The 22,014-nt window shown below is 58.9% G+C and carries 23 protein-coding genes; 3 read left to right on the forward strand and 20 right to left on the reverse strand.

The window, feature by feature from the left end; all coding sequences use genetic code 11:
• Positions 1-75 precede the first annotated feature (75 nt).
• Positions 76-441 (reverse strand): hypothetical protein, encoded by a 366-nt coding sequence (locus ACR0ER_RS13400; protein WP_480769371.1) that lies wholly within the window; start codon positions 439-441, stop codon positions 76-78.
• Positions 442-1,468: 1,027 nt separating this feature from the next.
• On the opposite strand from ACR0ER_RS13400, the gene ACR0ER_RS13405 reads away from it, so the two are divergent.
• Positions 1,469-1,657, forward strand: coding sequence for a hypothetical protein (locus ACR0ER_RS13405; RefSeq protein WP_480769372.1), 189 nt, complete (start codon positions 1,469-1,471; stop codon positions 1,655-1,657).
• Positions 1,658-1,709: 52 nt separating this feature from the next.
• On the opposite strand, the gene ACR0ER_RS13410 is transcribed toward ACR0ER_RS13405, so the two are convergent.
• The 15 genes from ACR0ER_RS13410 to ACR0ER_RS13480 form a co-directional block, all read right to left on the reverse strand.
• Positions 1,710-2,405: an RraA family protein gene (locus ACR0ER_RS13410; RefSeq protein ID WP_480769373.1), complete on the reverse strand. Its 696-nt coding sequence runs from the start codon at positions 2,403-2,405 to the stop codon at positions 1,710-1,712.
• The gene (locus ACR0ER_RS13415; RefSeq protein ID WP_480769374.1) at positions 2,402-3,097 is read right to left on the reverse strand and encodes an alpha/beta fold hydrolase; all 696 of its coding nucleotides are present in this window, start codon (positions 3,095-3,097) and stop codon (positions 2,402-2,404) included. Before ACR0ER_RS13415 ends, ACR0ER_RS13410 begins: the two co-directional genes overlap by 4 nt.
• Positions 3,094-4,218 (reverse strand): cobalamin-independent methionine synthase II family protein, encoded by a 1,125-nt coding sequence (locus tag ACR0ER_RS13420; RefSeq protein WP_480769375.1) that lies wholly within the window; start codon positions 4,216-4,218, stop codon positions 3,094-3,096. The genes ACR0ER_RS13415 and ACR0ER_RS13420 overlap by 4 nt, the downstream gene beginning before the upstream one ends.
• 10 nt (positions 4,219-4,228) lie before the next feature.
• On the reverse strand, positions 4,229-4,831 hold the full coding sequence (locus tag ACR0ER_RS13425) for a class I SAM-dependent DNA methyltransferase (protein ID WP_480769376.1): 603 nt from the start codon (positions 4,829-4,831) through the stop codon (positions 4,229-4,231).
• Entirely contained in the window at positions 4,828-5,787 is a 960-nt protein-coding gene (locus tag ACR0ER_RS13430) for a cupin domain-containing protein (RefSeq protein ID WP_480769377.1), read from the reverse strand. Before ACR0ER_RS13430 ends, ACR0ER_RS13425 begins: the two co-directional genes overlap by 4 nt.
• Positions 5,788-5,940: 153 nt before the next feature.
• Complete coding sequence (locus ACR0ER_RS13435; protein WP_480769378.1) at positions 5,941-6,930, reverse strand: nuclear transport factor 2 family protein; 990 nt, start codon at positions 6,928-6,930, stop codon at positions 5,941-5,943.
• On the reverse strand, positions 6,927-7,970 hold the full coding sequence (locus tag ACR0ER_RS13440) for a LacI family DNA-binding transcriptional regulator (protein WP_480769379.1): 1,044 nt from the start codon (positions 7,968-7,970) through the stop codon (positions 6,927-6,929). Before ACR0ER_RS13440 ends, ACR0ER_RS13435 begins: the two co-directional genes overlap by 4 nt.
• On the reverse strand, positions 7,970-8,734 hold the full coding sequence (locus ACR0ER_RS13445) for an SDR family NAD(P)-dependent oxidoreductase (RefSeq protein ID WP_480769380.1): 765 nt from the start codon (positions 8,732-8,734) through the stop codon (positions 7,970-7,972). The genes ACR0ER_RS13440 and ACR0ER_RS13445 overlap by 1 nt, the downstream gene beginning before the upstream one ends.
• Positions 8,734-9,786, reverse strand: coding sequence for an ester cyclase (locus ACR0ER_RS13450; RefSeq protein ID WP_480769381.1), 1,053 nt, complete (start codon positions 9,784-9,786; stop codon positions 8,734-8,736). Before ACR0ER_RS13450 ends, ACR0ER_RS13445 begins: the two co-directional genes overlap by 1 nt.
• The gene (gene hisD / locus ACR0ER_RS13455) at positions 9,783-11,114 is read right to left on the reverse strand and encodes a histidinol dehydrogenase (protein ID WP_480769382.1); all 1,332 of its coding nucleotides are present in this window, start codon (positions 11,112-11,114) and stop codon (positions 9,783-9,785) included. Before hisD ends, ACR0ER_RS13450 begins: the two co-directional genes overlap by 4 nt.
• A gap of 14 nt (positions 11,115-11,128) precedes the next feature.
• A complete protein-coding gene (locus tag ACR0ER_RS13460; RefSeq protein WP_480769383.1) occupies positions 11,129-11,656 on the reverse strand; it encodes an ester cyclase in 528 nt (175 codons plus the stop codon).
• Positions 11,657-11,784: 128 nt separating this feature from the next.
• Positions 11,785-12,939 carry a carbohydrate ABC transporter permease gene (locus ACR0ER_RS13465; RefSeq protein WP_170334413.1) on the reverse strand — a complete coding sequence of 385 codons (1,155 nt, stop codon included), beginning with the start codon at positions 12,937-12,939 and terminating at the stop codon, positions 11,785-11,787.
• Between the two features lies 1 nt (position 12,940).
• Entirely contained in the window at positions 12,941-13,963 is a 1,023-nt protein-coding gene (locus tag ACR0ER_RS13470; protein WP_480769384.1) for a carbohydrate ABC transporter permease, read from the reverse strand.
• 72 nt (positions 13,964-14,035) lie between these two features.
• Positions 14,036-15,247 carry an ABC transporter substrate-binding protein gene (locus ACR0ER_RS13475; RefSeq protein WP_480769385.1) on the reverse strand — a complete coding sequence of 404 codons (1,212 nt, stop codon included), beginning with the start codon at positions 15,245-15,247 and terminating at the stop codon, positions 14,036-14,038.
• Positions 15,248-15,295: 48 nt separating this feature from the next.
• The gene (locus ACR0ER_RS13480; protein WP_480769386.1) at positions 15,296-16,369 is read right to left on the reverse strand and encodes an ABC transporter ATP-binding protein; all 1,074 of its coding nucleotides are present in this window, start codon (positions 16,367-16,369) and stop codon (positions 15,296-15,298) included.
• A 159-nt stretch (positions 16,370-16,528) separates the two neighbouring features.
• Here ACR0ER_RS13480 and ACR0ER_RS13485 point away from each other — a divergent pair, with 159 nt between their 5' ends.
• On the forward strand, positions 16,529-17,530 hold the full coding sequence (locus tag ACR0ER_RS13485) for an ester cyclase (protein WP_480769387.1): 1,002 nt from the start codon (positions 16,529-16,531) through the stop codon (positions 17,528-17,530).
• Positions 17,527-18,396, forward strand: coding sequence for an amidohydrolase family protein (locus ACR0ER_RS13490; protein WP_480769388.1), 870 nt, complete (start codon positions 17,527-17,529; stop codon positions 18,394-18,396). The genes ACR0ER_RS13485 and ACR0ER_RS13490 overlap by 4 nt, the downstream gene beginning before the upstream one ends.
• Before the next feature lie 20 nt (positions 18,397-18,416).
• Here the strand turns inward: ACR0ER_RS13490 and ACR0ER_RS13495 are convergent, their stop codons facing one another.
• From ACR0ER_RS13495 to ACR0ER_RS13510, 4 genes are all read right to left on the reverse strand, one after another.
• Positions 18,417-18,869: an SRPBCC family protein gene (locus ACR0ER_RS13495; RefSeq protein WP_480769389.1), complete on the reverse strand. Its 453-nt coding sequence runs from the start codon at positions 18,867-18,869 to the stop codon at positions 18,417-18,419.
• A gap of 113 nt (positions 18,870-18,982) precedes the next feature.
• Positions 18,983-20,521 (reverse strand): tripartite tricarboxylate transporter permease, encoded by a 1,539-nt coding sequence (locus tag ACR0ER_RS13500; protein ID WP_170326072.1) that lies wholly within the window; start codon positions 20,519-20,521, stop codon positions 18,983-18,985.
• 9 nt (positions 20,522-20,530) lie between these two features.
• Positions 20,531-20,962, reverse strand: a complete 432-nt coding sequence (locus ACR0ER_RS13505) for a tripartite tricarboxylate transporter TctB family protein (protein WP_170334399.1) — start codon at positions 20,960-20,962, stop codon at positions 20,531-20,533.
• Between the two features lie 72 nt (positions 20,963-21,034).
• Positions 21,035-22,003 (reverse strand): Bug family tripartite tricarboxylate transporter substrate binding protein, encoded by a 969-nt coding sequence (locus tag ACR0ER_RS13510; protein WP_480769390.1) that lies wholly within the window; start codon positions 22,001-22,003, stop codon positions 21,035-21,037.
• Positions 22,004-22,014 lie beyond the last annotated feature (11 nt).

The following is a 22,014-nucleotide window of genomic DNA, read 5'->3' on the forward strand; positions in this document are numbered from 1 at the left end:
CAGAATGTCTTCGTCCGAGTATCGCTTCCGAGCCATCCCTTGTTCCCCCTTCTCGGCCAAAGTAGTGGCACAATTTTAGGGGGCAAAGACACCCGAAATAAGCATGTTGGCCGGATCAAAACGATGTTCCGGAAGGTCCTCGGCGGAAAACACGCCATCCTCGTTTAAGTCTTGAATAATGAGCGAACCATTTGCGTCATAGAAGCGAAATGAAATGTTTGCATTCTGCATCGGAACGGTAGCATTGTTGCGAAGTTCGACTTCCAGAGTTGAACCGTCTGTGAGCCACGCACCTGGCGAAAAGTGCGCGTCGTTTCGAACCAGATCGACAGTTAAGAAAACAAACCCACCCCAGACGGCACCAAGTAGCGCACTCCCTCTTCGAGCCATTCTCCATCGACGAGGCGTCAGTAACCCACTAAGCCCAATTGAAATCTGCATATGAGTACCCTGTAGTTTTTAGGATGAGTACTCACACCCTGTCGCAAAATTCAATAGGTTGTAAAAGCAATGATTGAAGTTTCTATAAGTTGAATCCACTAACCTCACTCATGCGACCCAGTCCACTTGTTGGGACTTGAGGGCAGCAAACTTAATGTCCCGATGCCCACTCCAAAGGTGTGACTTCGCCCTGAGACACTGCTTGTAGGACCGCCTGAGGGGCCCCTGAGGCAAAGTCCAAAGGCGTCAAGCTTGGATGGCTTCAACGTGTTTAAACTGGGATATTGCAACTGTCCTTGTGTGAAATTGTCTTTGTTTGCCAACCACCGAATAAACCTACATTAGCTAGATCGTTTAGCAATATTCTACTAACTGCTCCTAGCCCGGGTGCGCACAGGCTCGGAAGCCAACGTCAATGAGCTCTTGTGGCGTGACGGAGTGTGTTTTCAAGTTTCCTACCCACGCACCCCCTGCATAGGTGACACAAAAGGTGACGCTACGGGGTAGCCTGTATTGCAATATCATCTATTTTCAAATACTTATGCGTAAATTCTGTTCCGCGTAATGCTTCTCCTGGGCACCAAATCCCGTACAGAGTAAAAGACCAATCCGCATTTGCGGAAATCACCGTTGTCTGCGGGATAAATCCTGCGTTGCATAAGCCTTGCTGCTTCGAAAGCAGGCAGTGGTTTCGGCTTTCGAATCCAGCCTAATTCTTCGGGCCGGAAAGCCCCGCTCAGGCGGTTGCGACGACAGGTCCAAAAGTGACGTAACGTCCAGAAACGTAAACTTCTCCTTCAACATCCTTACGTAAAGGTAAGCGTTGAAAACACTTTTTGACCGAAGAGTTAAAAAATGACGTAAATAGGCGGATTCTTCCCCCTTGTACCAAGAAAGCCACTGCGTAAATGCCCCGTGTCGCTGCGGATCACCACTCACGGATCATCGATCCTCGAGCCCGAAACCAGCGGGTTCGGATCAGGTCCGCAGCGGCAATTTTTGGAACGGAATTTTGGAGGAAAGTAAAATGAAGATCAGTTCATTTCTCAATCGCTTCAAAGCGACCAAAACTGTGCAAGTTGCTGCTGCAGAAGATACAGAACCCATGTCAGCAAAGAGCCGCAGAGTTCCCCCGATCAAAAAATCCGAACTGACCACGCTGTTCCACTCCGTTCTGGAAGAGAAACGCGATGACCTTCCGGCCGGGCGCAAGTGACCCGCGCCTGACCTCACTGCTCTTCGGTGTTATTCCGTGACCCGGAACTGATTTAAACCCTCGATTTTTCGAATTTTTCCCAGGCCGATTGAAAGGCCGGAAAATCAAAGCCCGGCTGGGTGGCAGCATCCAGAACGATGCGTTCGGTCGTCAGCAGTTTCTGAATCGCGGCCTCAAGCTGATCGACAATATCCTCTGGCACCACCAGCGCGCCATGGCGGTCAGCGTGGATCAGATCACCGGGATGGACCGTTAAACCAAAGACCGAAACCGGCGTATCAAGTTCGCGCACATGGACAAAGCCATGGCTTGGTCCGACGGACCCGGCAACCACCGGAAAACCTTCGGGCAGATCGCCGAGGTCGCGCATGACGCCGTTGGTCAGGGCACCCGACATACCAAAGCCTTTGTGCACGGTCGTATTGATTTCGCCCCAATAGGCGCCGATGCAGTTGGGGAAATCGACATCCTCGATCACCGCAACCGAGGGCGCGGGGCCTTCGGCCATATACTTGTAATAAGCCATGCGGCGTTCCCGGATGATCTCTGGCGCCTCAGACGGTGGCTGAACCGCGGCGATCTTGGCGGTACGGGCATAACCCACAATCGCGGGCTCGGAAGGAGCCGAACACAGCATGGTGCCGCGGGTGAACGCGTCGAATCCGCGCTTGCCCTGCGCCACCTCGATGGCATTGCAGACAGTGGGGGTATCGACCTTACGCAACAGGGTCAGAAGGGACGGTGTCATTTGGCCTCCAGCCAGCGGATCAGAGCCGCTGTCGTGTCATTGGGTTGTTCCAAGGTAGGCAGATGCCCAGCCTGTTCGATGATTTCCAGCGTGCTATTGGGCAGCAGATCGTGCATGAACTGGTGCCGCTCGACCGGACACAAGCCGTCGTCACGACCGCACAGAACCAGCGCTTTTCCGGTATAAGATTTCAGGGTTTCCGATTGGTCTGGACGGTCCATCAGCGCACGGGACTGGCGCAGGAACACGTCCGGGCCAAGATCCATCGCCATCGCCATGCACAGGTCCAGAATGGCACCCTGATTGGGTCCGTCGGCCAGATAATTGGGCTTCATCTCGTCCCGCATCACCGTCCGCAGTTTACCATCACGCACAGCCGCCATCTGGGGGCCGCGCCGCTCCTTGACCTCGGGCTTTTCGGCCAGCGGGTTGGTGTCCAGCAGGGCCAGCCGTTCGACCCGTTCGGGGGCTTGCCGCACAACCTCCATCGCGACGATGCCGCCCATCGATAGGCCCGCCAGTGCAAAGACCGGCGGCGCTTCGGCCAGAATATCGGTGGCCATCGCCTGAACGCTTTCCTTCGTCGCCAGCGGAAAGGTCACCAGGGGTCTGGACCCGGAGAACGCGGCGATTTGCGGCTGATATAGCCGCGCGTCGCACATCATGCCGGGCAAAAGAACCAGAGGCGTCATGCCGAGGCCAACCTAGCGCCTTCGGACAGCGCGGTCAGCTTGGCATAGGCGATGTCGGGATCGACCGCGCCAAAGCCTGCAAAGGTTCCGAACCCGCAGTCACTACCAGCGATCACCCGGTCCGCACCGACGATATCGGTGAAACGCGCGATGCGCTGCGCGACCAGTTCAGGGTGTTCGACAAAGTTTGTTGTGGTGTCGACAACGCCGGGCACCAGAACCTTGTCGTCCGGAATCTCAGCCTTGCGGTCGCGGAACACGGTCCACTCGTGCGCGTGGCGTGGGTTCGAGGTTTCGAACAGCACATAGCGGGATTTTGTGTTCATCAGGGTCGTGAACACTTTGTCCATGGCGATGTCACAGCAATGCGGCCCTTCGTAGTTGCCCCAACAGATATGCACCCGCACGCGATCCTGCGGCACGTTCTGTAGCGCGTGGTTCAGGGCCTCGACATGCATGTCGGCGATCTTGACGAATTCCGCGTCGGACAGATCGGTGAACAACATGTGGCGCGACAGCGCAAGGTCGGGGCAATCCAGTTGCAGGTCCAGCCCGGCGGCCACAATGGTTTCGTATTCCTCCTTCATCGCATCCGCCAGTGCGGCCAGATAGGCCTCACGCGTGGGGTAGAAAGCGTTCTGCAGGAACAGCGAAATCACACCCGGAGATGCGGCGTTCATGAACCCGTGCTTGGCCCCGTGCTGCGCCATTGCAGCCTTGAGGTTCGCAATGTCCTTCTCCAACTCACCCTGCCCTTTCGAGCGCACCACTCCGGTGCATTGCGGCCGGGCATATTGCGGCGTGCCGCCGTCATCGGCCAGCCGTTGCAGGAAGCCGGGGAACATCTTTAGATCAGCCGGAGCGTTACGCGGGCTGTCACCCGAGAACCCGGTATAGCGATCCTTGACATAGGTGGCGTAGGAAATCTTCGAGGTCTCGCCATCGCTGACGATATCCACCCCGGCTTCAACCTGTTTGCGCACGGTTTCTGACACGGCTGCGGTCATGCTCGCGTCAAAGGCGCCCTGTTCAAACGGCTCTTCGCGTTCGCGGGCAAAGATGAAATCTACCACTTCCTGCGAGCGTGGCAGTGATCCGACATGTGTTGTTTTTACGGACATGAAACCTCCGTTAGTTTTTGCGCGCCATCAGCACGGTATGGCTTTGGGTCTCCGGATCCTTGGCCAGAAATCCGGTCAGGATCAGCCCGTTTTCCTCAAGGCAGGTGGCATAGGCCGCAGGCGAAAGGGAGGCGTGGTACACCGGCTCTCCTCCGACGGTTCCCTGATCTTCGCCCGCGCTGGGACCGACAGTCAGCATCAGCATCCCGCCAGGGCGCAGATGGCGCGCCATGCGGGCGATGCAATCCTTCTGCTCATCCGCTGTCAGATGGAAAAAGCTGTTCCAGGCGATGATACCATCAAAGCTGCGGTCCAGCTCAAAATCGCGCATATCCGCCTGCACCCAATCGCCATCGGGCCAGCGGCTGCGCGCGATCTCAAGCATCGCTTCCGAAAAGTCGACGCCGGTTACGGTGAAGCCTTCGGCCTTGAACCAGCGGGCGATAGGCTCGCCGGTTCCGCAGCCCAGATCCAGCACATGATCGCCCGGTTTCAGACTGGCGGTGAAGCGCGCCAACCAGCGCGCTTCGAACAGGGCCTTCGAGCGTTGCTCGTCATAGGCCCTGGCCTGCCGTTCATAGACGGCATGGGTATCGTCGGGATCGACGGTCATCCAACCCAAGTCGCACCGGCAGGATCGTCGGTGGCCGTAATACGATAGAGACCCGCCTGACCGGTCATGGAGGGCGCGACAGTGTAAGTTTCACCCGGCATGACAACTGCAGTGTCACCGTTCGACAATGTAGTCGAATAGCCATCGACAGTGATCCACCAGTGACCGCTTGCCGGCATCAGAACCACAGGCTTCTCGGCTTTGACCGCATCATTCTGGGCCGAGCCGCGGGTCAGGAAATCAACCTCAAAGCCCGGCTTGTCTTTGATGATGCCGTTTTCGCCAATCACAGTCGCGGGTTTGTCCGCCCCCAGCGCCATCAGGTCCCAGTAACGCGCCACGTATTTGCCGATCACGGCATCGACGGGCACTTCGGGATAGGCTTTCAGTTCTTCTTCGGTCAGCAGAGGCATCGGGCGGACGTTGTGCGGCAGTTCCTGACCTTTCTTGCTGTCATACAGCACACCGTTGTCGCCCAGCATCAGGCCATGCGCCTGTGCGTCTTCGATCACCTGCGGTGCCCATGTCACGCCACCGCCCGCATCATCGCCACCGAGGATCGACATGATCATACCGTAGTCGTCGCCCACATTCTCGAACCCGCGGAAGATGCCGGTCGGGATGTTGAAGATATCGCCCTCTTCGGCAATGAACTCACCCGCAGTACCGTAACGGCCCCAGAAGAAACGCCAGCGGCCCTTGGCGACAAAGAACACCTCGGCCGTGGTGTGGCTGTGCAGCGAGTTGCGGCATTTCGGCGGCTGACCCGCAGCGCCGATATTGAAGCCGATCTTGTCGGTGATGTGGACGTGCTGATCGGGGGATTCCGACACGCCGCCGCCGACGATGGTAAAGTTCTCTTTCTGGTCGCTGCCCGGTGTGTGGGCGTCGATGAAAGCGGTTTTGCAGGGTTGCAGCTCGCCATAGCGGACGATGCGTTGTTGGATGGTGCTCATTTTAGTCTCCTAACGGGTTTGATGTTGCAACAGGGGGTCAGCCCGTTGCCCCGGGAGGGCGGTTGTTCAGCCGCTTGGCCCGCAAAGAGGCCCGGTGGCAGTGATACCGCCGGGTTCCTTCGCTGGTATCCAAAGGGGCAGGCACCAAGGGCATTACACGTCCCCGGTCGCCAGAATCAGCTGTTTCCAGACCGCCGTTTCATCAAACAGAGTCCATTCGCGGCGCAACCTGATGTCGCCGCCGATCAGCTCACCCCACTCAGCGTGGCTGATGCCCAGCACATACAGCTCGGCCCCGGTCGGCACGCCAAAGGCACCCCAGCCGTCATGCTTACCGTGCAGGCTCCAACGGATGGCCGAGCGCGGCGGCATGTTCGGATCGTCACGCCCGATCTGGTGGTGGATAGTGAAGGTCGCACTGGGCATTGCCGCGCGCAGCGACATCCAGAACCTGTCAACCGGACCACGCCCATGATCGCTTGCGCCGCCGGGATATTCGGTCTGAACCGCGCGGTCATATTCACGCTCGACCGCGCCCATATCCGCGCCCATCATCCGGGTCAGCAGATCGGCGTGGCGCTGACCCCATTCGTTGTCATTGCCGCGACCGGAATACGGACCTTCCAAGTCATTGGCAGGGGTCAGCGGTTTGACGCAGTTTTCCGGCCCGCCCTCGCGTTCGATCAGATCGCGGGTGAAATCTTTCGGATCCCAGCCCATCTGGCGCACCACCGCACCGTTGTCGCGGATCAGCCATTCGTCATCGATGGTGTTGTTGCGGGCATGGCAGTCAGCCAGAATGCGATAGCGCAGCTTGGCACCTGTCGCCTGACCAAACATGCCGTCACCAAGATGGGTCGCGGTAGACATGATGCGGTGACTCGAAAGCATCCCGTCTTCCGGGGTGCCGGACCAGATCACATCTTCGCCCAACAAGGTGCGGTCGGGAAATTCGGCCAGTGTGGCCATGGTGGCGCCAATTACGCCCTGATTGCCAGTCGACACACTGCCCGGCATCCGCACCACAATGTCGGACCCATAGTATTCGTGCAGCGTGGAAATCCCCCGGTCTTCCCAGATCTCTTTGGTGATACCGATGATATAGTCGGGAAAGTCCCGGAACTTGGCGTCGAAGCCTTTCATGTCTCTGTCCTTTGTGGAATCCACCCTTTGGGCAAACGGGCCGAGGTCCGCACGACAAGCGGCCCATCGATGGCCACTTTGCGCGGTTTCGCCGATGCCGGGGCGTCGATATGTTCAAGTAATGCAGTGACGGTTTCCGCCACCATGAGATTGGCGCGTTGCCGGATCGTGGTTAGGTTATAGGCAGGCCACCCGGCGGGCGGCACATCGTCATAGCCCACGACCGAGACATCCTCGGGCACGCGCAGCCCCAGTTCAAACCGGATCACATCCATCACCGCCAAAGCCATGTGGTCATTTGCGACAAAGACCGCATCCGGGCGGGTTTCAGGCGGGACGTCAAACATCCGCCGCGCTGCCGCACGCACCTTTTCGGTGTGAAAGTCTCCGACTTCATGTGCAAACAGGCTCTGCCCGGCTTCTGTCAGTACAGCGCGGAACCCTGCCTCGCGGTCGCGCTGGGTCGAGGCGCCCTGCCAGCCCGCAATATATCCAATACGCTGATGCCCTCCGGCCAGAAGGAACTCAGCCACTTTGCGCCCCCCGACATAGTTGTCGGACGTGACCGAGGTGATACCTTCGATATCCTGACTGCGGTTGAACAGTACCACCGGAACACCGGCCTGCTGGCAGCGCATGGCAATTTCCGACGACATCGCGACCGAGGCCAGAATGACCCCATCCACCTGATAGTCGAGGATCTCCGCCATCACATCTTCGATATTCCCCGCAGTCCGCGAGGCCATGAAGATCAGGACGTGATAGCCCTTTTCCTGCAAAGCGTTGGACAATTTCTCAAGCGCTTCGGGATAGAAGTAGTTGTCCAGATATCCTACGACCAAACCGATCATACGGCTTTTACCCGACACCATCGCGCGGGCCAGAACATTGGGGCGATAACCAAGCTCGGCCGCAGCCTTGCGCACCTTTTCTTCGGTCTTCTTGCTGACCGACGCGCCGGGTGTGAACACCCGGCTGACCGCCGATTGGCTGACACCGGCCAGCTGCGCAACCTGAAGTGAGGTGACTTTCTCAGCCATCAGTCTGCCGTCCATCCTCCGTCAATCAGCATCGAAGTGCCCGTGACCAGCGCCGAAGCGTCCGAGGCCAGATACGTCACCGCGCCCATTATGTCTTCTACCTCACCAATCCGGTCCAGCTTGATCTTTTCCATGATCCAAGCGGCCCGTTCGGGGTTGTCGAAGGTGGATTGGGTCAGCGGCGTGCGAATGAAAGTCGGGCACACCGTGTTGATACGGATGCGCTGCTTGCCCCATTCGATCGCCATGGCTTTGACCATGCCCTCCAGCCCGTGCTTGGTGGCACAATACAGCGCCCGGTCAACGCCGCCCACGTGGCCCATCTGGCTTGAGATATGGATGATCGACCCCGGCTTGCCCGCCGCCAACAGCGCCTTGGCCGCATAGGATGACAGGAAATAGGCCGAGCGCAGGTTGACGTTGGTCACTGCGTCAAAATCCTCGGCCGAGGTTTCAATCGCCGGGCCATGACGCGCTGTTCCGGCCGAGTTCACCACCACGTCAAAGACGCGGCCTTCGAACAGCCCGCGCAGCGCCTCAAGATCGCCCTGATCCACCACGGCCGCCTCAGCCGACCAACCCTGCTCTTGGAACGCGGCCACTGTCTCGTTCAAACGATCCGCACCGCGCGCCGCGCAGACCACATGCGCACCCGCTTCGGCCAGGGCCACGGCACAGCCCTGCCCGATGCCCGATGATGCACCGGTGACCAGAGCGGTCTTGCCCGCCAGAGAAAACGAAGGGGTGCGGGGCAGATCACTCATCAGCTCATTCCATCCGGTATATTAATGCGCCCCATGTTGCGGGCCTTGTTGAATTCCCGCAGTCGGGCGAAAACGTCAACGCCAAGCTGGCGATATGCGTCCAGAAGATCGACCAGAACCCAGTTTTCGCGGATCTTGCCGTTTTCAACGCGCCAGAAATCAAGGCTGCGCATGGTGATCCGTTTGCCCGAGGGCGCAATCCCCATCCACCCGTCATGGGTCACAGTCTGGATCATGTTGGGCCAGCCCGTCACGGCGGCATAGTCGCCATCCCCGAAGAAGTGATAGGTGATGTCGTCCACATATTGTCCGCGATCCGGCATCCCGTTGAGGAATGGAATCTGGTGCCAGTTGCGGAACCCCGAGAATCCGCGCCCCGTTCCGATACCCGCCGGGCCGTACCAGTTCATACGCGGATGCCAGAACCGCTCAGGCTCCATCACCTCTGGCCCACCCTGTGAGGGGTGTTTCTTGAGGTATTCGAGCATGTCGATGATGTGCTGACAGGTCGCCTTGCCTTTGGCCTCATCATACGGGCCCGGCACAAAACCGTCCTGCGTGGCGGGTCCCGGCACATGCCATTCGCGGCCAAGGCTGGGCGCCATCGGCCAGGCATTCGCCTGCATCATCACCTCGGGGATGTCCCACAGGGCCTGCATCTCGACCACTTTGCCGTCTTCGAAACGGTAAAATTCATGGAACCGCATCGTTACCTGATGGCCGGTTGGCGGGATATCCAGCCAAAGCCCGGTGAAGGTTCCGGTGTAGTAACCGCCGCAACCGACCCAATCAGCGCCATGTTCATCCGGGCCAGCCATGACGATATAGTCGCGGCGTTCCAGATCAGGCCAAGCCGACAACAGGTCTTTATAGGCGGTATCGTAATACGCGTCGCCGCCAGTGCTGTCTCCAAAAGGATGGCACAGTCTGTAAACAGCGTCAGGAGCGCTGACATCTGCCAGCGCCCTGCGCACACCGTCCTCACTGAAGTCGTACGTCGCCGCCCGAAGCGGCGCGATCAGCGATTTGTGATGTGTGTGCTTGTCACTCATTCAGCGGCATCCCGATAGGGCGCGGGCTCACCGTAAGGCACGTTGATCCCGCCATAGCGACGCACACGCACGTTGCACTGCTCGGCATGGCCAACAAAGCCTTCGAGCATGCACAGGCGCGAGCCGTACTCACCGATCAGCGTCGCCGCTTCATCGGTCAAAACCTTCTGATAGCTGTGCGTCTTCAGGTATTTACCAACCCACAGACCACCGGTATAGCGACCCGCCTTTTTGGTGGGCAGCGTGTGGTTGGTGCCAATCACCTTATCTCCGTTCGAGACGTTGGTGCGCGGACCAAGGAACAGCGCGCCATAGCAGGTCATGTTCTCAAGGAACCAGTCGTCACGGTCGGTCATGACCTGAACATGCTCGGACGCGATATCGTCGGCAACCTGCAGCATCTCGTCATAGGTATCGCAGACGATGACTTCGCCATACTCATCCCACGACACTTTCGCGGTGCCCGCGGTTGGCAGAATGCCCAGAATACGGTCAACTTCCGACAGGGTTTCTTCGGCCAGTTTGCGCGAGTTGGTCAGCAGTACGCAGGGGCTGTTATAGCCATGCTCGGCCTGACCCAGCAGGTCGGTGGCACACAACTCAGCGTCGGCTGCGGTTTCATCGGCGATGACCATGGTCTCGGTCGGACCGGCGAACAGGTCGATGCCGACGCGGCCAAACAGCTGGCGCTTGGCTTCGGCCACAAAGGCGTTGCCGGGACCAACCAGCATGTGAACCGGATCTATGGTCTGGGTCCCGATCGCCATGGCGCCGATGGCCTGAATGCCGCCCATGACATAAATCTCATGCGCGCCGCCCAGATGCATGGCCGCAATCACAGCCGCGTTCGGCTTGCCGTTGAACGGAGGCGTACAGGCGATGATGCGCGGCACACCGGCGACCGAGGCCGTGGCCACGGACATATGCGCCGAGGCCACCATCGGGAACTTACCACCGGGCACATAACAACCCACCGATTGCACCGGGATGTTCTTGTGACCAAGGATCACGCCCGGCAGGGTTTCAACCTCGATATCCAGCATCGAGTCGCGCTGCGCCTGTGCAAAGTTACGCACCTGCTCCTGTGCAAACTTGATGTCTGCCAGCTCACGCTCGGTCAGTTGGCCGATCAGGTCGTCGATCTCTTGCTGCGACAGGCGGAACGAGGCGGGCGAATAATTGTCAAACTTCTCGCTCAGCTCGCGCACGGCGGCATCGCCACGTGTTTCGATGTCTTTCAGTGTGGCTTCCACCACGGCGCGGGTCTTGGCGTCGTCTTCGGCCCGGTCGGCGTCAGACTTACCGCGTTTGAGATACTCAATTGCCATTGTCTAAACCCTTTTTATTCAGGACGAGAAGCGGTTTTTTCACCACGGTCATAGGCTTCCCAGCCTTCGCCGTTGAAGATATCGACACCCAGTTGCGCGGCGACATGAGCGAAATCAACGTTCACCCAGTTGTCGACAATCTTGCCATCGACCACTTTCCAGAAGTCCATGTAGCGGATCTCGACACGCTTGCCGGTGGGCGCGATACCCAGGAATTCGCCGGAATGGGTGGCTTCCTGACGGCCGAACGCCGCCGCCCACTCACCCATATACAGGCGCGCTTCGTCGATGCAGGTCTTGTCCGAAAACGCCGCCTGGAACGGGCGCTGCCAGTTGTCCTGAAACTCTTTCAGGCCGGTCTTGGTGCCGCAGCCCTGGTTGCCCAGCCAGCGGAAGCCTTCCGAGAAGAACTCGCCGATATCGTCAATGCGATGGTCATTCAGACCGTCAACCATGGTTTCGATGACACGGCGGGTGTCTTCGGTTTTGCTCAGGTCCGTGTCGCGGGTCAGGACCGCTTGTTCGGGACGGGAACCTTTCATTTTTCTATCCTTTCAGATCGCAAGAAGTGTGTGAGGGGGGTCAATGACCCGCCATCACAAAAAGTCCCTCGGCATTCTGTTCAGCGCCGGATGGCGCGAGACTGCACTGTTGCGCGACCGACTGCTCATCAGCCTTTCACCGCCCCTGCGGTCAGACCGCTAACGATCTGGCGCTGGAAGATCAGCACAAGGAAGATCAGCGGCGCAGTGATCGACACGGCGGCAGCCACGGCAACAACCTGATCGGTCGTGGTGGTTTCGCGGTTGAACATGCCGACGATGGCCGGAACCATGGTCTGGTTCTGCGCGTCCAGCAGCAGTGAGGTCACGAGGAAGTCGTTATAGGCCAGCAGGAAGCTGAAAAGACCAGTAGTAATGACGCCCGGCCACATCACCGGCATGATGACACGGCGGAAGGCCTGGAAGTGGCTGCAGCCATCAACGCGGGCGGCCTCATCCAGTTCGGCCGGGATATTCTGGAAGAACGAGCGCAGCATCCAGATGGTGAAGGGCTGGTTGATCGCAACCAGAACCGCGATCACCGCAAAGGGCTTGCCGTACAGGGTCGGAGCGTTTTCGCCGAGGATCGGGCTCAGCCATTCGGCCGAGTTGATGAAGACCGGCAGGTAGCCCGCCACCAGAACCGAGTGCGGCAGAGCACGGAACACAAGCGCCACGATCAGGATCCAAAACGCAAAGGTCGACCCCGAACGTGCCAAACCGTATCCTGCCAGCGTCCCGACTGTCAGCGAGACGGTCACAACCCCGGTGGTCACGATCAGTGAGTTGCGGAAGTTGTCCGAGAAACCGCGATCAATCCAGACGGTTTTGTAGTGTTCGGTGGTCAGGCCCAGAACGTCCCGGCCCAAGGGGCCAAAGAGCGGGTTCAGCACACCAAGGATCGCGGGCAGGATCACAAAGAACGCGACCAGAAAGCCCACGGCGACCGCCAGTACACCGATCACCCAGCCGATCCATTCCTGACCGGGTTTGGAGTAGGACTTCACCATCGAGGGCAAGGTCTTGGTCGAGATGATAATCGTACCCCAGAAGACCGCGATACCCAGAATGATATCCAGCAGCGACAGGCCGTTGCCCTTGGCCAGAGTCTCAGGCCCGAAAATCACGTTCAGGGCATTGCTGTCAAATGCATCCACCGGGGATTTGAAGCTCATTACCGCGATCCAGAAGATCGGGAAGGCTGCGACCAGGCACCAGAAGACCAGGAAGATGTTCGAGGTCAGCCGCAGGCCGAACGGTTGTTGAAGCGCGCGCGAGGACATATCAGTGACCCCCTTTGTGATCGCGCCATGTCCGGCGCAGCGGAAGGATAAGCAGGATGACGATGCCGATCATGGTCAGCATGGCGCTGGCCGAGGCCCGGCTGATCGACCGGTTACCGGCCTGATCTGGCACCAGGAAGTCATAGGTCAGCCACTGCAGCGAGATGACATAACCCTGGCTCGAGAAACCGACGATTTCTTCGAACACGCGATAGGCGTCCATCAGGTGGATCATCGCAACAAAGATGATCAGCGGCATCAGATGCGGGATAACGATGTATTTCATCCGCTGCCAGCGCGTGGCGCCATCGATCACGGCGCTTTCCAGACTGTCCTGATTAACGGTCTGCAGACCAGCGTAGAAGATAATGGCAGCGAAAGGTGCGACGTGCCACACGCGGTAGAGCATCATCAGGATTTCAATCGTCCACGCCTGCGCGAACAGGGCAATATCTCGATTCAGCCACCATTCCAGCATTGCCGTCAAAATTCCGTCGCCCCGGAACAGCCAGTTGATCGACAGCACCCCAATCACCGGTGTGATGATGAAGGGCAGCAGCGAGATAAAGATCACCGGCCCGCGGATCGCCCGCGCAGCGTTGTTGATTAGGACCGCAATGCCCAACCCGCAGACGATCACCAAAGGTAGAGTGATCAGCGTGAAAGTCAGCGTGAACCGCAACGCCTTCCAGAAGTCGATCGTGGATAGAACGCTTAGGCTACCTTCACTGATCGCACGCCAGGCGCGCTCGGGTTCCAGCACGTTGCGATAGCTTTGCAGCCCGACATACTCGGTCTTCGTGATGACCTCACCATGTTCGTCCAGCTTCGGTTGCGACTTCAGCTCGGTCGTACAGGTCTGGGTCAGGAAACCGGGGGTGCAGGTTTCAACCTCGACCGTCTCATAAATCGGCTGGGTAATGTAAAAGCTCTGCTTGAACACGCTGACCAGCGGGAAAGCGATGAAGAGAAGCATCATAAAGACAGAGGGGCCAACAAAGGCGGAAAATGTCCGGAAGTTCATGGCTCTGCCTTTCTCATGGTTCTCGAGGGATCAGGAGGGGACGGGAGGGCCGGAGCCCTCCCCCCGGGAGGATTAGTTGTTGACAAGACCAGCTTCTTTGGCAGCGGTCAGGTACGAAGCTTCGATATCGGCCAGAGTGGTCGACGCATCCTTAGCACCGGTCAGATAATCGGCCAGACCGTTACCCAGCGCGCTGTGCAGTACGCCCATCGGGGCGGACGCGGGATACGCCTTGGCGCCGTTCTCTGCCGAAGCTGCGGCACCGGCTGCCAGATCACCCGGCGTATAGGCGGGGCTCAGCCAGACGGCGGTGTCGTTGTTGGCGCTGACCATTTCACCATCGATACCTTCCAGTACCAGACGGAACGCGGCATCCGCTTCTTCGTCGCTCATGTTCGCCGCCAGAACAACACCGTCCCACCAGATGGTGGTCGCCGGAGCGGCCGCTCCCATCGGCGCCGACGCCATGGTTACTTTACCGACAACCTGGCTTTCGGCTTCGTCGTTCATCGCAGCGGCGCGGCTGGCCCACAGGTTCGCCATGGCGATCTTGCCCTGCTGGAACTGCTGCTGAACATAGGTCGAGTCGGATACCAGGAATTCCGGATCCATGTACTCGGTCATGGCCTTCATGGTTTCCAGCGCTTTGACGCCTTGTTCGTTGTTGATCGCAGGCATGTTGCCTTCGCCAAAGAACTCACCGCCTTCGCCCATGTACATGTTGACGAATTCCTGAGCCAGGTTCCAACCGGTCTTGAAGGTACCGCCGATCGGGTATTCCATGACACCGGCTTCTTTGATCTTGGCAGCGGCGGCCAGAACGTCGTCATAGGTCTTGGGCTCTTCGATGCCCAGATCGGCCAGAACGTCGTCGCGATACATCAGGTGCTGCGCGTTCACCATCATGGCAATCGCCATAACCTTGCCGTCGACCTTGATCAGCTGGTTCGGCAGCAGGTCCTGACCGTATTTCTCGACCAGATCATCAAGCGGACGCAGCGAGCCTGCGTTCAGCAGCGGAATCATGGTTTCGTTGGCAACACCACCAATTTGATACAGCGAGGGGTTCGCCGCAAAGGCTTCGGGCTGCTTCTCGCGGAATTCCTGATCCAGCGAGGCGCTGAAGTTGCCGCATTCGGCCATCGCATCCGTAACGGCCTTCCAAGCCTCAAAGCCAGCCGAGAGCGATTTCAGCGGCACTTCGTTTTCATACGCACATTCGGCCCACACGCCGGTTGCTGCGAGGGACATGGCGCCTGCCATGAAGAGTGATTTGAGTTTCATGTGTTTCTCCCTGTCAGGATCGGTCCGTCGTCGACGTCCGGACCGCTGTTACGCCCGTTTGGGCTGTTCGTGGGATTGCTCCCCAATCCGAGCACCGCTTTCAGCTTCAAAGAGGTGACAGATATCTGTTGGCACCGAGAACGAGACCATCTCGCCAATCTCGGCACGGAAGGCTTTGTCGGCCTTGACCGACACCAGCGCGCCATCAACCCGGACCGAGATCATGGTCGCGTCGCCCAGCAGTTCCAGCGTGTAGATCGGAGCTGTGATCTGGCCTTGCCCTTCGGCAATGCTGGCGTCTTCGGCGCGGAAGCCCAAAGTCATCGGGCCGTCCGGCGCGTCGACCGGAATTTCCGCATTCTCGGCGCGGAACACACCGCCCGACACCTGACCGTCCATCAGGTTCATCGCCGGTGAGCCGATGAAGCTGGCGACAAAAGTGTTTGCCGGGCGATCATAAATCTCGGTCGGGCTGCCAACCTGCTGAACCACGCCTTTTTTCATGACCACAACGCGGTCGGCCAAGGTCATCGCTTCGATCTGATCGTGGGTCACATAGATGGTGGTAACTGCCAGTTCGTGGCTGAGGTTCTTGATCTGGGCCCGGGTCGAAACCCGCAGCTTGGCGTCAAGGTTCGACAGCGGTTCGTCCATCAGGAAAACGTTGGGTTCGCGCACAATGGCACGGGCCAGTGCAACACGCTGCCGCTGGCCACCTGACAGTTCGGCGGGCTTGCGATGCAGGAACTCGTCCAGCTCGACCATTGCGCTGGCGCGGCGAACCTTTTCGTCATGGGTCGCGGGATCGATACCGCGCACTTTCAGCGGAAAGCGGATGTTCTCATAGACGTTCATGTTCGGGTAAAGCGCATAGCTCTGGAACACCATCGCGACGTCGCGGTCTTTGGGTTCAAGGTCGTTGACCACTTTGCCGTCGATCAAAAGCTCGCCTTCAGTGACGTCTTCCAGACCTGCGATCATTCGCATGGTGGTCGTCTTGCCGCAGCCTGACGGGCCAAGCAGCACCAGAAACTCGCGATCCGCGATGGTCAGGTCGAAATTGTGGACCCCGACAAAATTGCCCCAGCGTTTGCCGACGTTACGCAGTTGAATTTCCGCCATGGTGCCCCCTGAAAGGATTCGCTTTGCATACGTTTGCAAAACTGTATTCTTCGTGAAACATTTCTGGCAAGACTTTTTTGCATACGTATGCAAAAAATCCCTAACCAGCGATTCTCAATCGCTTAAATTCGAAGCAAGCCATCAGAAAACGGTGCAAACGTGAGCTTTCAGCAAGAAAAAACACTCGCCTCCTCATTCTTCGAGGCCCTCGACTCAGCCAGCGAAGCGAACCTGCCAGACATTTTTGGGCAGTTTTGCGCCCAGGATTTGCTGTGGCGCGGTTTTCATCCATTCAATGAAATTATCGGCGCAGATGCAGTGGCGCAGATGTTCTGGCAGCCGCTGAAATCCAGCCTGAAGCGAATGCAGCGTCGTCAGGATGTGTTTTTCGCGGGCACGAACTCTCTGGAACCGGGCGCGGATGTCTGGGTGGTGTCGATGGGTCACCTTATGGGCCTGTTCGATACGCCATGGTTGGGGATTCGCCCCACCGGCAAGATGGCGTTTCTGCGCTATTGCGAGTTTCACCGGATCGCCGACGGCAAGATTGCCGAGACGGCAATGTATTTCGACATCCCGCATCTGATGGTTCAGGCCGGACAAAACCCGTTCCCGCCACAGACCGCAGCACATCTGATCCAGCCCGGGCCGCTGACACATGATGGTCTGCTGTATGAAGACCAACCCGAAGAAGAAGGCCGCAGGACGCTGGCGGCGATCAACGCCATGATCTCGGATCTCGGCCAATGGAATAGTGGCCTGTCGTTGGAAGACGAGTTGGCCCGCACATGGTATGATGACATGATCTGGTGGGGCCCCGAAGGTATCGGCGCCACCTACACGATTGAACGCTATGCCAAACAGCATTCCGGCCCGTTCCGCGCCGGGTTTACCGAACGTTCCAAAACCAAGCATATCTGCCGTCTGGCCGAGGGGCATTATGGCGGGTTCTTCGGTTGGCCCAATTTCACCGCAGTGCCGACGGGCGGGTTCATGGGGATGCCCGCCACCGGAATACCCGGTGAGTTCCGGGTGATCGACATCTACCGTCGTGCTGGGAATAAGCTGGCCGAGAACTGGATTTTCATCGACCTCCTGCATTTCTGGAAACAACAAGGGGTCGATATTCTAGCCCGCACGACAGGGATTGAAATACCATGAGGATTGATGCGCATCACCACCTGTGGGATCTGAACGCCGTGAACTATCCGTGGCTGATGGAAAAGGGCGCAGTACGGTTCTTTGGCGATCCCACCCCGATTCAGCGCGACTATCTGCTGCCCGAGTTCCGCAAGGATGCCGGGGCTGCCGGTTTTTCCGCTTCGGTTCACATTCAGGTCGGCGCCGCCGATCCCTGGGCCGAGGCACAATGGGTTCAATCCGTCGCCGATCAATATACCGACTGGCCTCTGGTGCAGGTCGTCTTTTGTGACCTGACCACGGACGATCTGGCCGAACAGTTGGACCAGCTGCAATCCCTGCCCTCACTGCGTGGTGTACGTCAAATCATCGGTCGGGCACCGGGTGAGGACCAAATCTCGGGCACCAACGATCTGCTGGACAACCCGAAGTTTCTGGCCGGGTTGCAACAATTGGGCGAACGCGGCTTGTCCTTTGACCTGCAATTGCTGCCCGAGTTGATGGAGCGGACCGCCGCCGTTTTGGCACAAGCACCCTCAACGCAAGTGGCGCTGTGCCATGCGGGTTCACCGCATGACCGGTCCGATCAAGGGCTGGAAGCTTGGTCCAAAGCGTTGAAGTCTGTTTCAGCGCTACCACAGGTCACCTGCAAGCTCTCGGGCCTCGGTATGTTCGATCACAATTGGAGCGCCAACAGCGTCAGGCCCATCGTCGAGACCTGTCTGACCCAGTTCGGGCCCGAACGCTGCATGTTTGGGTCTAATTTTCCGGTCGACAGCCTGTCATCCAATTACGCGGACCTGATTGCCAGACACAAAGCGCTGGTGCCCGAAGCCCAACACGATCGGGTTTTCGGGCGCACCGCGCAGCAGTTCTATAAGATATAGCGGGCAGGGTGTCCTGCCGGTCAGGACGCCGATTGCTCGGACACGATCTCGCCAAACCGGGTGAAGAACTTGCCCGACAGCTTTTTGGCGGTGCCCGAGATCAGACGGCTGCCCAATTGGGCGATTTTGCCGCCAACATCGACCTTGGCGGTGTAGGACAGAATCGTCTCATCCCCGTCTTCGGTCAGCGTCACGTCGGCCCCGCCTTTGGCAAAGCCCGCCGCCCCACCCTTGCCTTCACCAGATAGGGAAAACCCGTCGGGAGCGTTGGAGGTGTCCAGCGTGACCTCACCGGCGAACTTGGCTTTGACCGGACCGATCTTCAGCACAACCTTGGCCGCAAGCTCATCGGGCGCGTTCTGGGTCAGTTCCTCGCAACCCGGAATGCACTCCTGCAGGATCTCGGGGTTATTCAGGGCTTGGTACACGACATCCCGTGGTGCCGAGATGCGGATTTCATCACTCAGGTCCATGCGCGCGTCCTTTGATCAGTGGCTTGCCTTGTTCAGCAAAGTTACAGGTTCCGCCGCATCTTACCAGAGTCTGTTTCGGCGCCGCCAATCCCAGACTGGCGGCGCCCACTTTATCAATCGCTGATCGCGCCTTCCTCATCCCGGCGCTGGTGCATTTTGGCTTTGACCCGTGCACCCACGATCAGGGGTAGGACAAAGCCGATGATGGCAATGGACCACAGGGCGATGGACAGCGGGCTGTCGATCAGTGTCCACCAATTGCCGTTGTCGATGGTCACCGCACGACGCAGGTTGTTCTCCATCGAGTTGCCCAGCAGCGTACCCAGAATGATCGGCACCAGCGGCACGTCCAGCTTGCGCAGAACCCAGCCCATCACGCCAAACCCAATCATCACCAGCAGGTCAAAGCTGGACCCCGAGATACCGTAGATGCCGACAAAGCTGACCATCGCCACGATGGGCATCAGGATGCGTGAGGGGATCATTAGAACACGGGTGAACAGCCCCACCATCGGGATGTTCATCGCCAAAAGCATGAAATTGGCTATGAATAGAGCCGCAATCAGGCCCCAGACCACATCCGGGTTCTGCGTGAACAGTAGCGGACCGGGTGTGATGTTCAGCGCCAACAGAACCGCCAGCAACACAGCCGTTGTCCCCGACCCCGGCACGCCCAGCGCCAGCATCGGTACCAGAGCACCCCCGGCGGCGGCGTTGTTCCCAGCCTCAGGCGCAGCCACGCCACGTGGATCGCCGGTGCCAAAGGTGTTTTCCTTGTCGACCAGCCGTTTCTCCATCGAATAGGAAATGAACGAACCCAAAGACGCCCCCGCCCCCGGCAGAACGCCCGCGATGAAGCCAAGGAACGAGGTCCGCAGCATGGTCGGGGTACACTTCTTGACCATCGACATCGGCGGATACAGGCGACCGATGTTCAGCTTACGCCCCTCGGCATCCGACCCGCCGTGGCGGTGTTCGAGGAAGATAAACACTTCGGACAGGGCGAACAGACCTACGATTGCCACAAGGAAATCGAGACCGTCATACAGATGCACCTCCCCAAACGTGAACCGCGGCACGCCTGTCTGGGTGTCCACGCCAATCGTCGCCAAACCAAGGCCCAGCGCAGCCGCAAAGGCAGACTTCGCCTGATTGGTCGAGGAGACGCCGCCCAAAGTCATGAAGGCCAGCGCAAACAGGGCGAAATACTCGGCTGGTCCGAACAACAGCGCGATCTTCACCAGTTGCGGCGCAAGGAAGATCAGGCCCCATGTGGCCAGAAACGCGCCAACGAACGACGCGATGCCGGACAGCGACAGCGCCTCACCTGCGAAACCTTTCTTAGCCATGGGATGCCCGTCCAGACAGGTCATCATCGCGGGCTCGTCACCGGGGATGTTCAGCAGGATCGAGGATATCCGTCCACCATACATTGCCCCGTAATAGACACTGGTTAGTAGGATCAGCGACGGCGTCGCCCCCAGCCCCAGCGTGAAGGCCAGCGGGATCAGAATGGCCACGCCATTTGACGGGCCCAGACCGGGCAGTGCGCCCATGATCGTGCCCAGAAAACAGCCCAGCAGGGCCAGCATCAGGTTCTGCCATGTCAGCGCGATGGCGAAACCGTCTCCGAGGGATGCAAGAGTTTCCATGTTTTTTCCTCAGAACCCCAACGGGCCGCGGGCCAGCGACAGGCCCAGAACCAAATGGAAGATAACGTAGATGCCAACGGATGTGCCGATGCCCACAAGGACGCTTTCGATCGGGCCAGAGCCCAGACGCCAGGCCAGATACGTAGCGGCAAAAGCGGTGGCGATGACAAAGCCGATCTCAGGCAGCAGCTCGGCATAAAGGATCATCATCACCACGGCGGCGCCGACCTCGACCAGACGGCCCAGCGCGGGCCATTCGGGTTCGGTATCGGGGCGCAGGGCGATGACGATGCTCGACAGACCCAGAATGGCGGCGATGATCAAGGGGAAGGCTTTGGGTCCGACGGCATCGGACAAAAAGCTCTCCTCGATCGCCAATGCGGAAAAGGCAAATCCGATGGCGAGTAGCAGTCCGACGACCCCGAAGATGCGGTCACTCATCGGTGTCTCCTATTGTTCGGGTAAATCTAATGATCCGGGCACGGCTTGGTGCCCGGATCGCTGTGAGTAGTGTTACTTGATGATCCCGATCTCTTTCGAAATCGTCTGGATCTGACCCACGGATTCAGCGACAAAGTTCTGGAAGTCTTCACCCTGCAGGTCCAGCGGGGCCAGGCCGTTGGCGGCCATCACTTCTTTCCATTCCTCCGAGGCATAGAGGTCACCGATCTTACCGACCCAGTCGCCATAGGCTTCATCGGTCATGCCACCCGGAGCATAAAACCCGCGCCAGTTGGCACCGATGGCGTCAACGCCCTGTTCCTTGGCGGTCGGGAAATCTGCAAACTCACCCGGTAGGCGGTCGGGGGCCAGCACCGCGATCACCTTAATGTCGCCGGAATCCACGAAACCCTTGGCCTCGGAGATATCGCCGGTGAAGGCCTGAACCGAGCCGGCCAGCAGCTGGGTTACGGCTTCACCACCGCCGTCAAAGGCGATGTATTTTACCGCCCGCACGTCGTCGATGCCATAGGCATTGGCCGCGATCAGCACCTTCAGGTGATCCCAGCCACCCACTGCGGACCCGCCAGCAACCGAGACCGAGGCCGAGTCGGCTTTGATCTGGTCCAGCAGTTCGGGCAGCGTGTTGACCGGGCTGTCAGCCGCCACGGCGATCACGCCATAGTCGGCCCCAATGGCGGCCAACCAGCGCACCTGATCCATGGTGTTGCCCGGATAGGCGCCTTGCGCCAGCCGGGTGGCGGTGGCCGCGCTGGCGGCAACGATCAGTTCGTTATCCTCACCACGCTTGTTCACCACCTCGGCAAAGGCAACGCCACCACCGCCACCGGCAAGGTTCACCACCTGCATGGTCTGGTCGATCAGGCCCAGATCCTGCAGCGACTTACCCACCTGACGGCAGGTGAAGTCCCAGCCGCCGCCAGGGTTGGCCGGGGCGATACATTCCTGCGCGCTGGCGGCAACGCCGGACAGAGCAAAGACAGCAGCCGCGATTGCGCCACTGGTTCCAAACAGTTTCATTCGTGTCTCCT

Source organism: Ruegeria sp. CH8 (assembly GCF_056536985.1).

Coding starts and splice junctions, on each gene's coding strand:
- ACR0ER_RS13400 (WP_480769371.1), bottom strand. CDS start 441: ATGCAGATTTCAATTGGGCTTAGTGGGTTACTGACGCCTCGTCGATGG.
- ACR0ER_RS13405 (WP_480769372.1), top strand. CDS start 1,469: ATGAAGATCAGTTCATTTCTCAATCGCTTCAAAGCGACCAAAACTGTG.
- ACR0ER_RS13410 (WP_480769373.1), bottom strand. CDS start 2,405: ATGACACCGTCCCTTCTGACCCTGTTGCGTAAGGTCGATACCCCCACT.
- ACR0ER_RS13415 (WP_480769374.1), bottom strand. CDS start 3,097: ATGACGCCTCTGGTTCTTTTGCCCGGCATGATGTGCGACGCGCGGCTA.
- ACR0ER_RS13420 (WP_480769375.1), bottom strand. CDS start 4,218: ATGTCCGTAAAAACAACACATGTCGGATCACTGCCACGCTCGCAGGAA.
- ACR0ER_RS13425 (WP_480769376.1), bottom strand. CDS start 4,831: ATGACCGTCGATCCCGACGATACCCATGCCGTCTATGAACGGCAGGCC.
- ACR0ER_RS13430 (WP_480769377.1), bottom strand. CDS start 5,787: ATGAGCACCATCCAACAACGCATCGTCCGCTATGGCGAGCTGCAACCC.
- ACR0ER_RS13435 (WP_480769378.1), bottom strand. CDS start 6,930: ATGAAAGGCTTCGACGCCAAGTTCCGGGACTTTCCCGACTATATCATC.
- ACR0ER_RS13440 (WP_480769379.1), bottom strand. CDS start 7,970: ATGGCTGAGAAAGTCACCTCACTTCAGGTTGCGCAGCTGGCCGGTGTC.
- ACR0ER_RS13445 (WP_480769380.1), bottom strand. CDS start 8,734: ATGAGTGATCTGCCCCGCACCCCTTCGTTTTCTCTGGCGGGCAAGACC.
- ACR0ER_RS13450 (WP_480769381.1), bottom strand. CDS start 9,786: ATGAGTGACAAGCACACACATCACAAATCGCTGATCGCGCCGCTTCGG.
- hisD (WP_480769382.1), bottom strand. CDS start 11,114: ATGGCAATTGAGTATCTCAAACGCGGTAAGTCTGACGCCGACCGGGCC.
- ACR0ER_RS13460 (WP_480769383.1), bottom strand. CDS start 11,656: ATGAAAGGTTCCCGTCCCGAACAAGCGGTCCTGACCCGCGACACGGAC.
- ACR0ER_RS13465 (WP_170334413.1), bottom strand. CDS start 12,939: ATGTCCTCGCGCGCGCTTCAACAACCGTTCGGCCTGCGGCTGACCTCG.
- ACR0ER_RS13470 (WP_480769384.1), bottom strand. CDS start 13,963: ATGAACTTCCGGACATTTTCCGCCTTTGTTGGCCCCTCTGTCTTTATG.
- ACR0ER_RS13475 (WP_480769385.1), bottom strand. CDS start 15,247: ATGAAACTCAAATCACTCTTCATGGCAGGCGCCATGTCCCTCGCAGCA.
- ACR0ER_RS13480 (WP_480769386.1), bottom strand. CDS start 16,369: ATGGCGGAAATTCAACTGCGTAACGTCGGCAAACGCTGGGGCAATTTT.
- ACR0ER_RS13490 (WP_480769388.1), top strand. CDS start 17,527: ATGAGGATTGATGCGCATCACCACCTGTGGGATCTGAACGCCGTGAAC.
- ACR0ER_RS13495 (WP_480769389.1), bottom strand. CDS start 18,869: ATGGACCTGAGTGATGAAATCCGCATCTCGGCACCACGGGATGTCGTG.
- ACR0ER_RS13500 (WP_170326072.1), bottom strand. CDS start 20,521: ATGGAAACTCTTGCATCCCTCGGAGACGGTTTCGCCATCGCGCTGACA.
- ACR0ER_RS13505 (WP_170334399.1), bottom strand. CDS start 20,962: ATGAGTGACCGCATCTTCGGGGTCGTCGGACTGCTACTCGCCATCGGA.
- ACR0ER_RS13510 (WP_480769390.1), bottom strand. CDS start 22,003: ATGAAACTGTTTGGAACCAGTGGCGCAATCGCGGCTGCTGTCTTTGCT.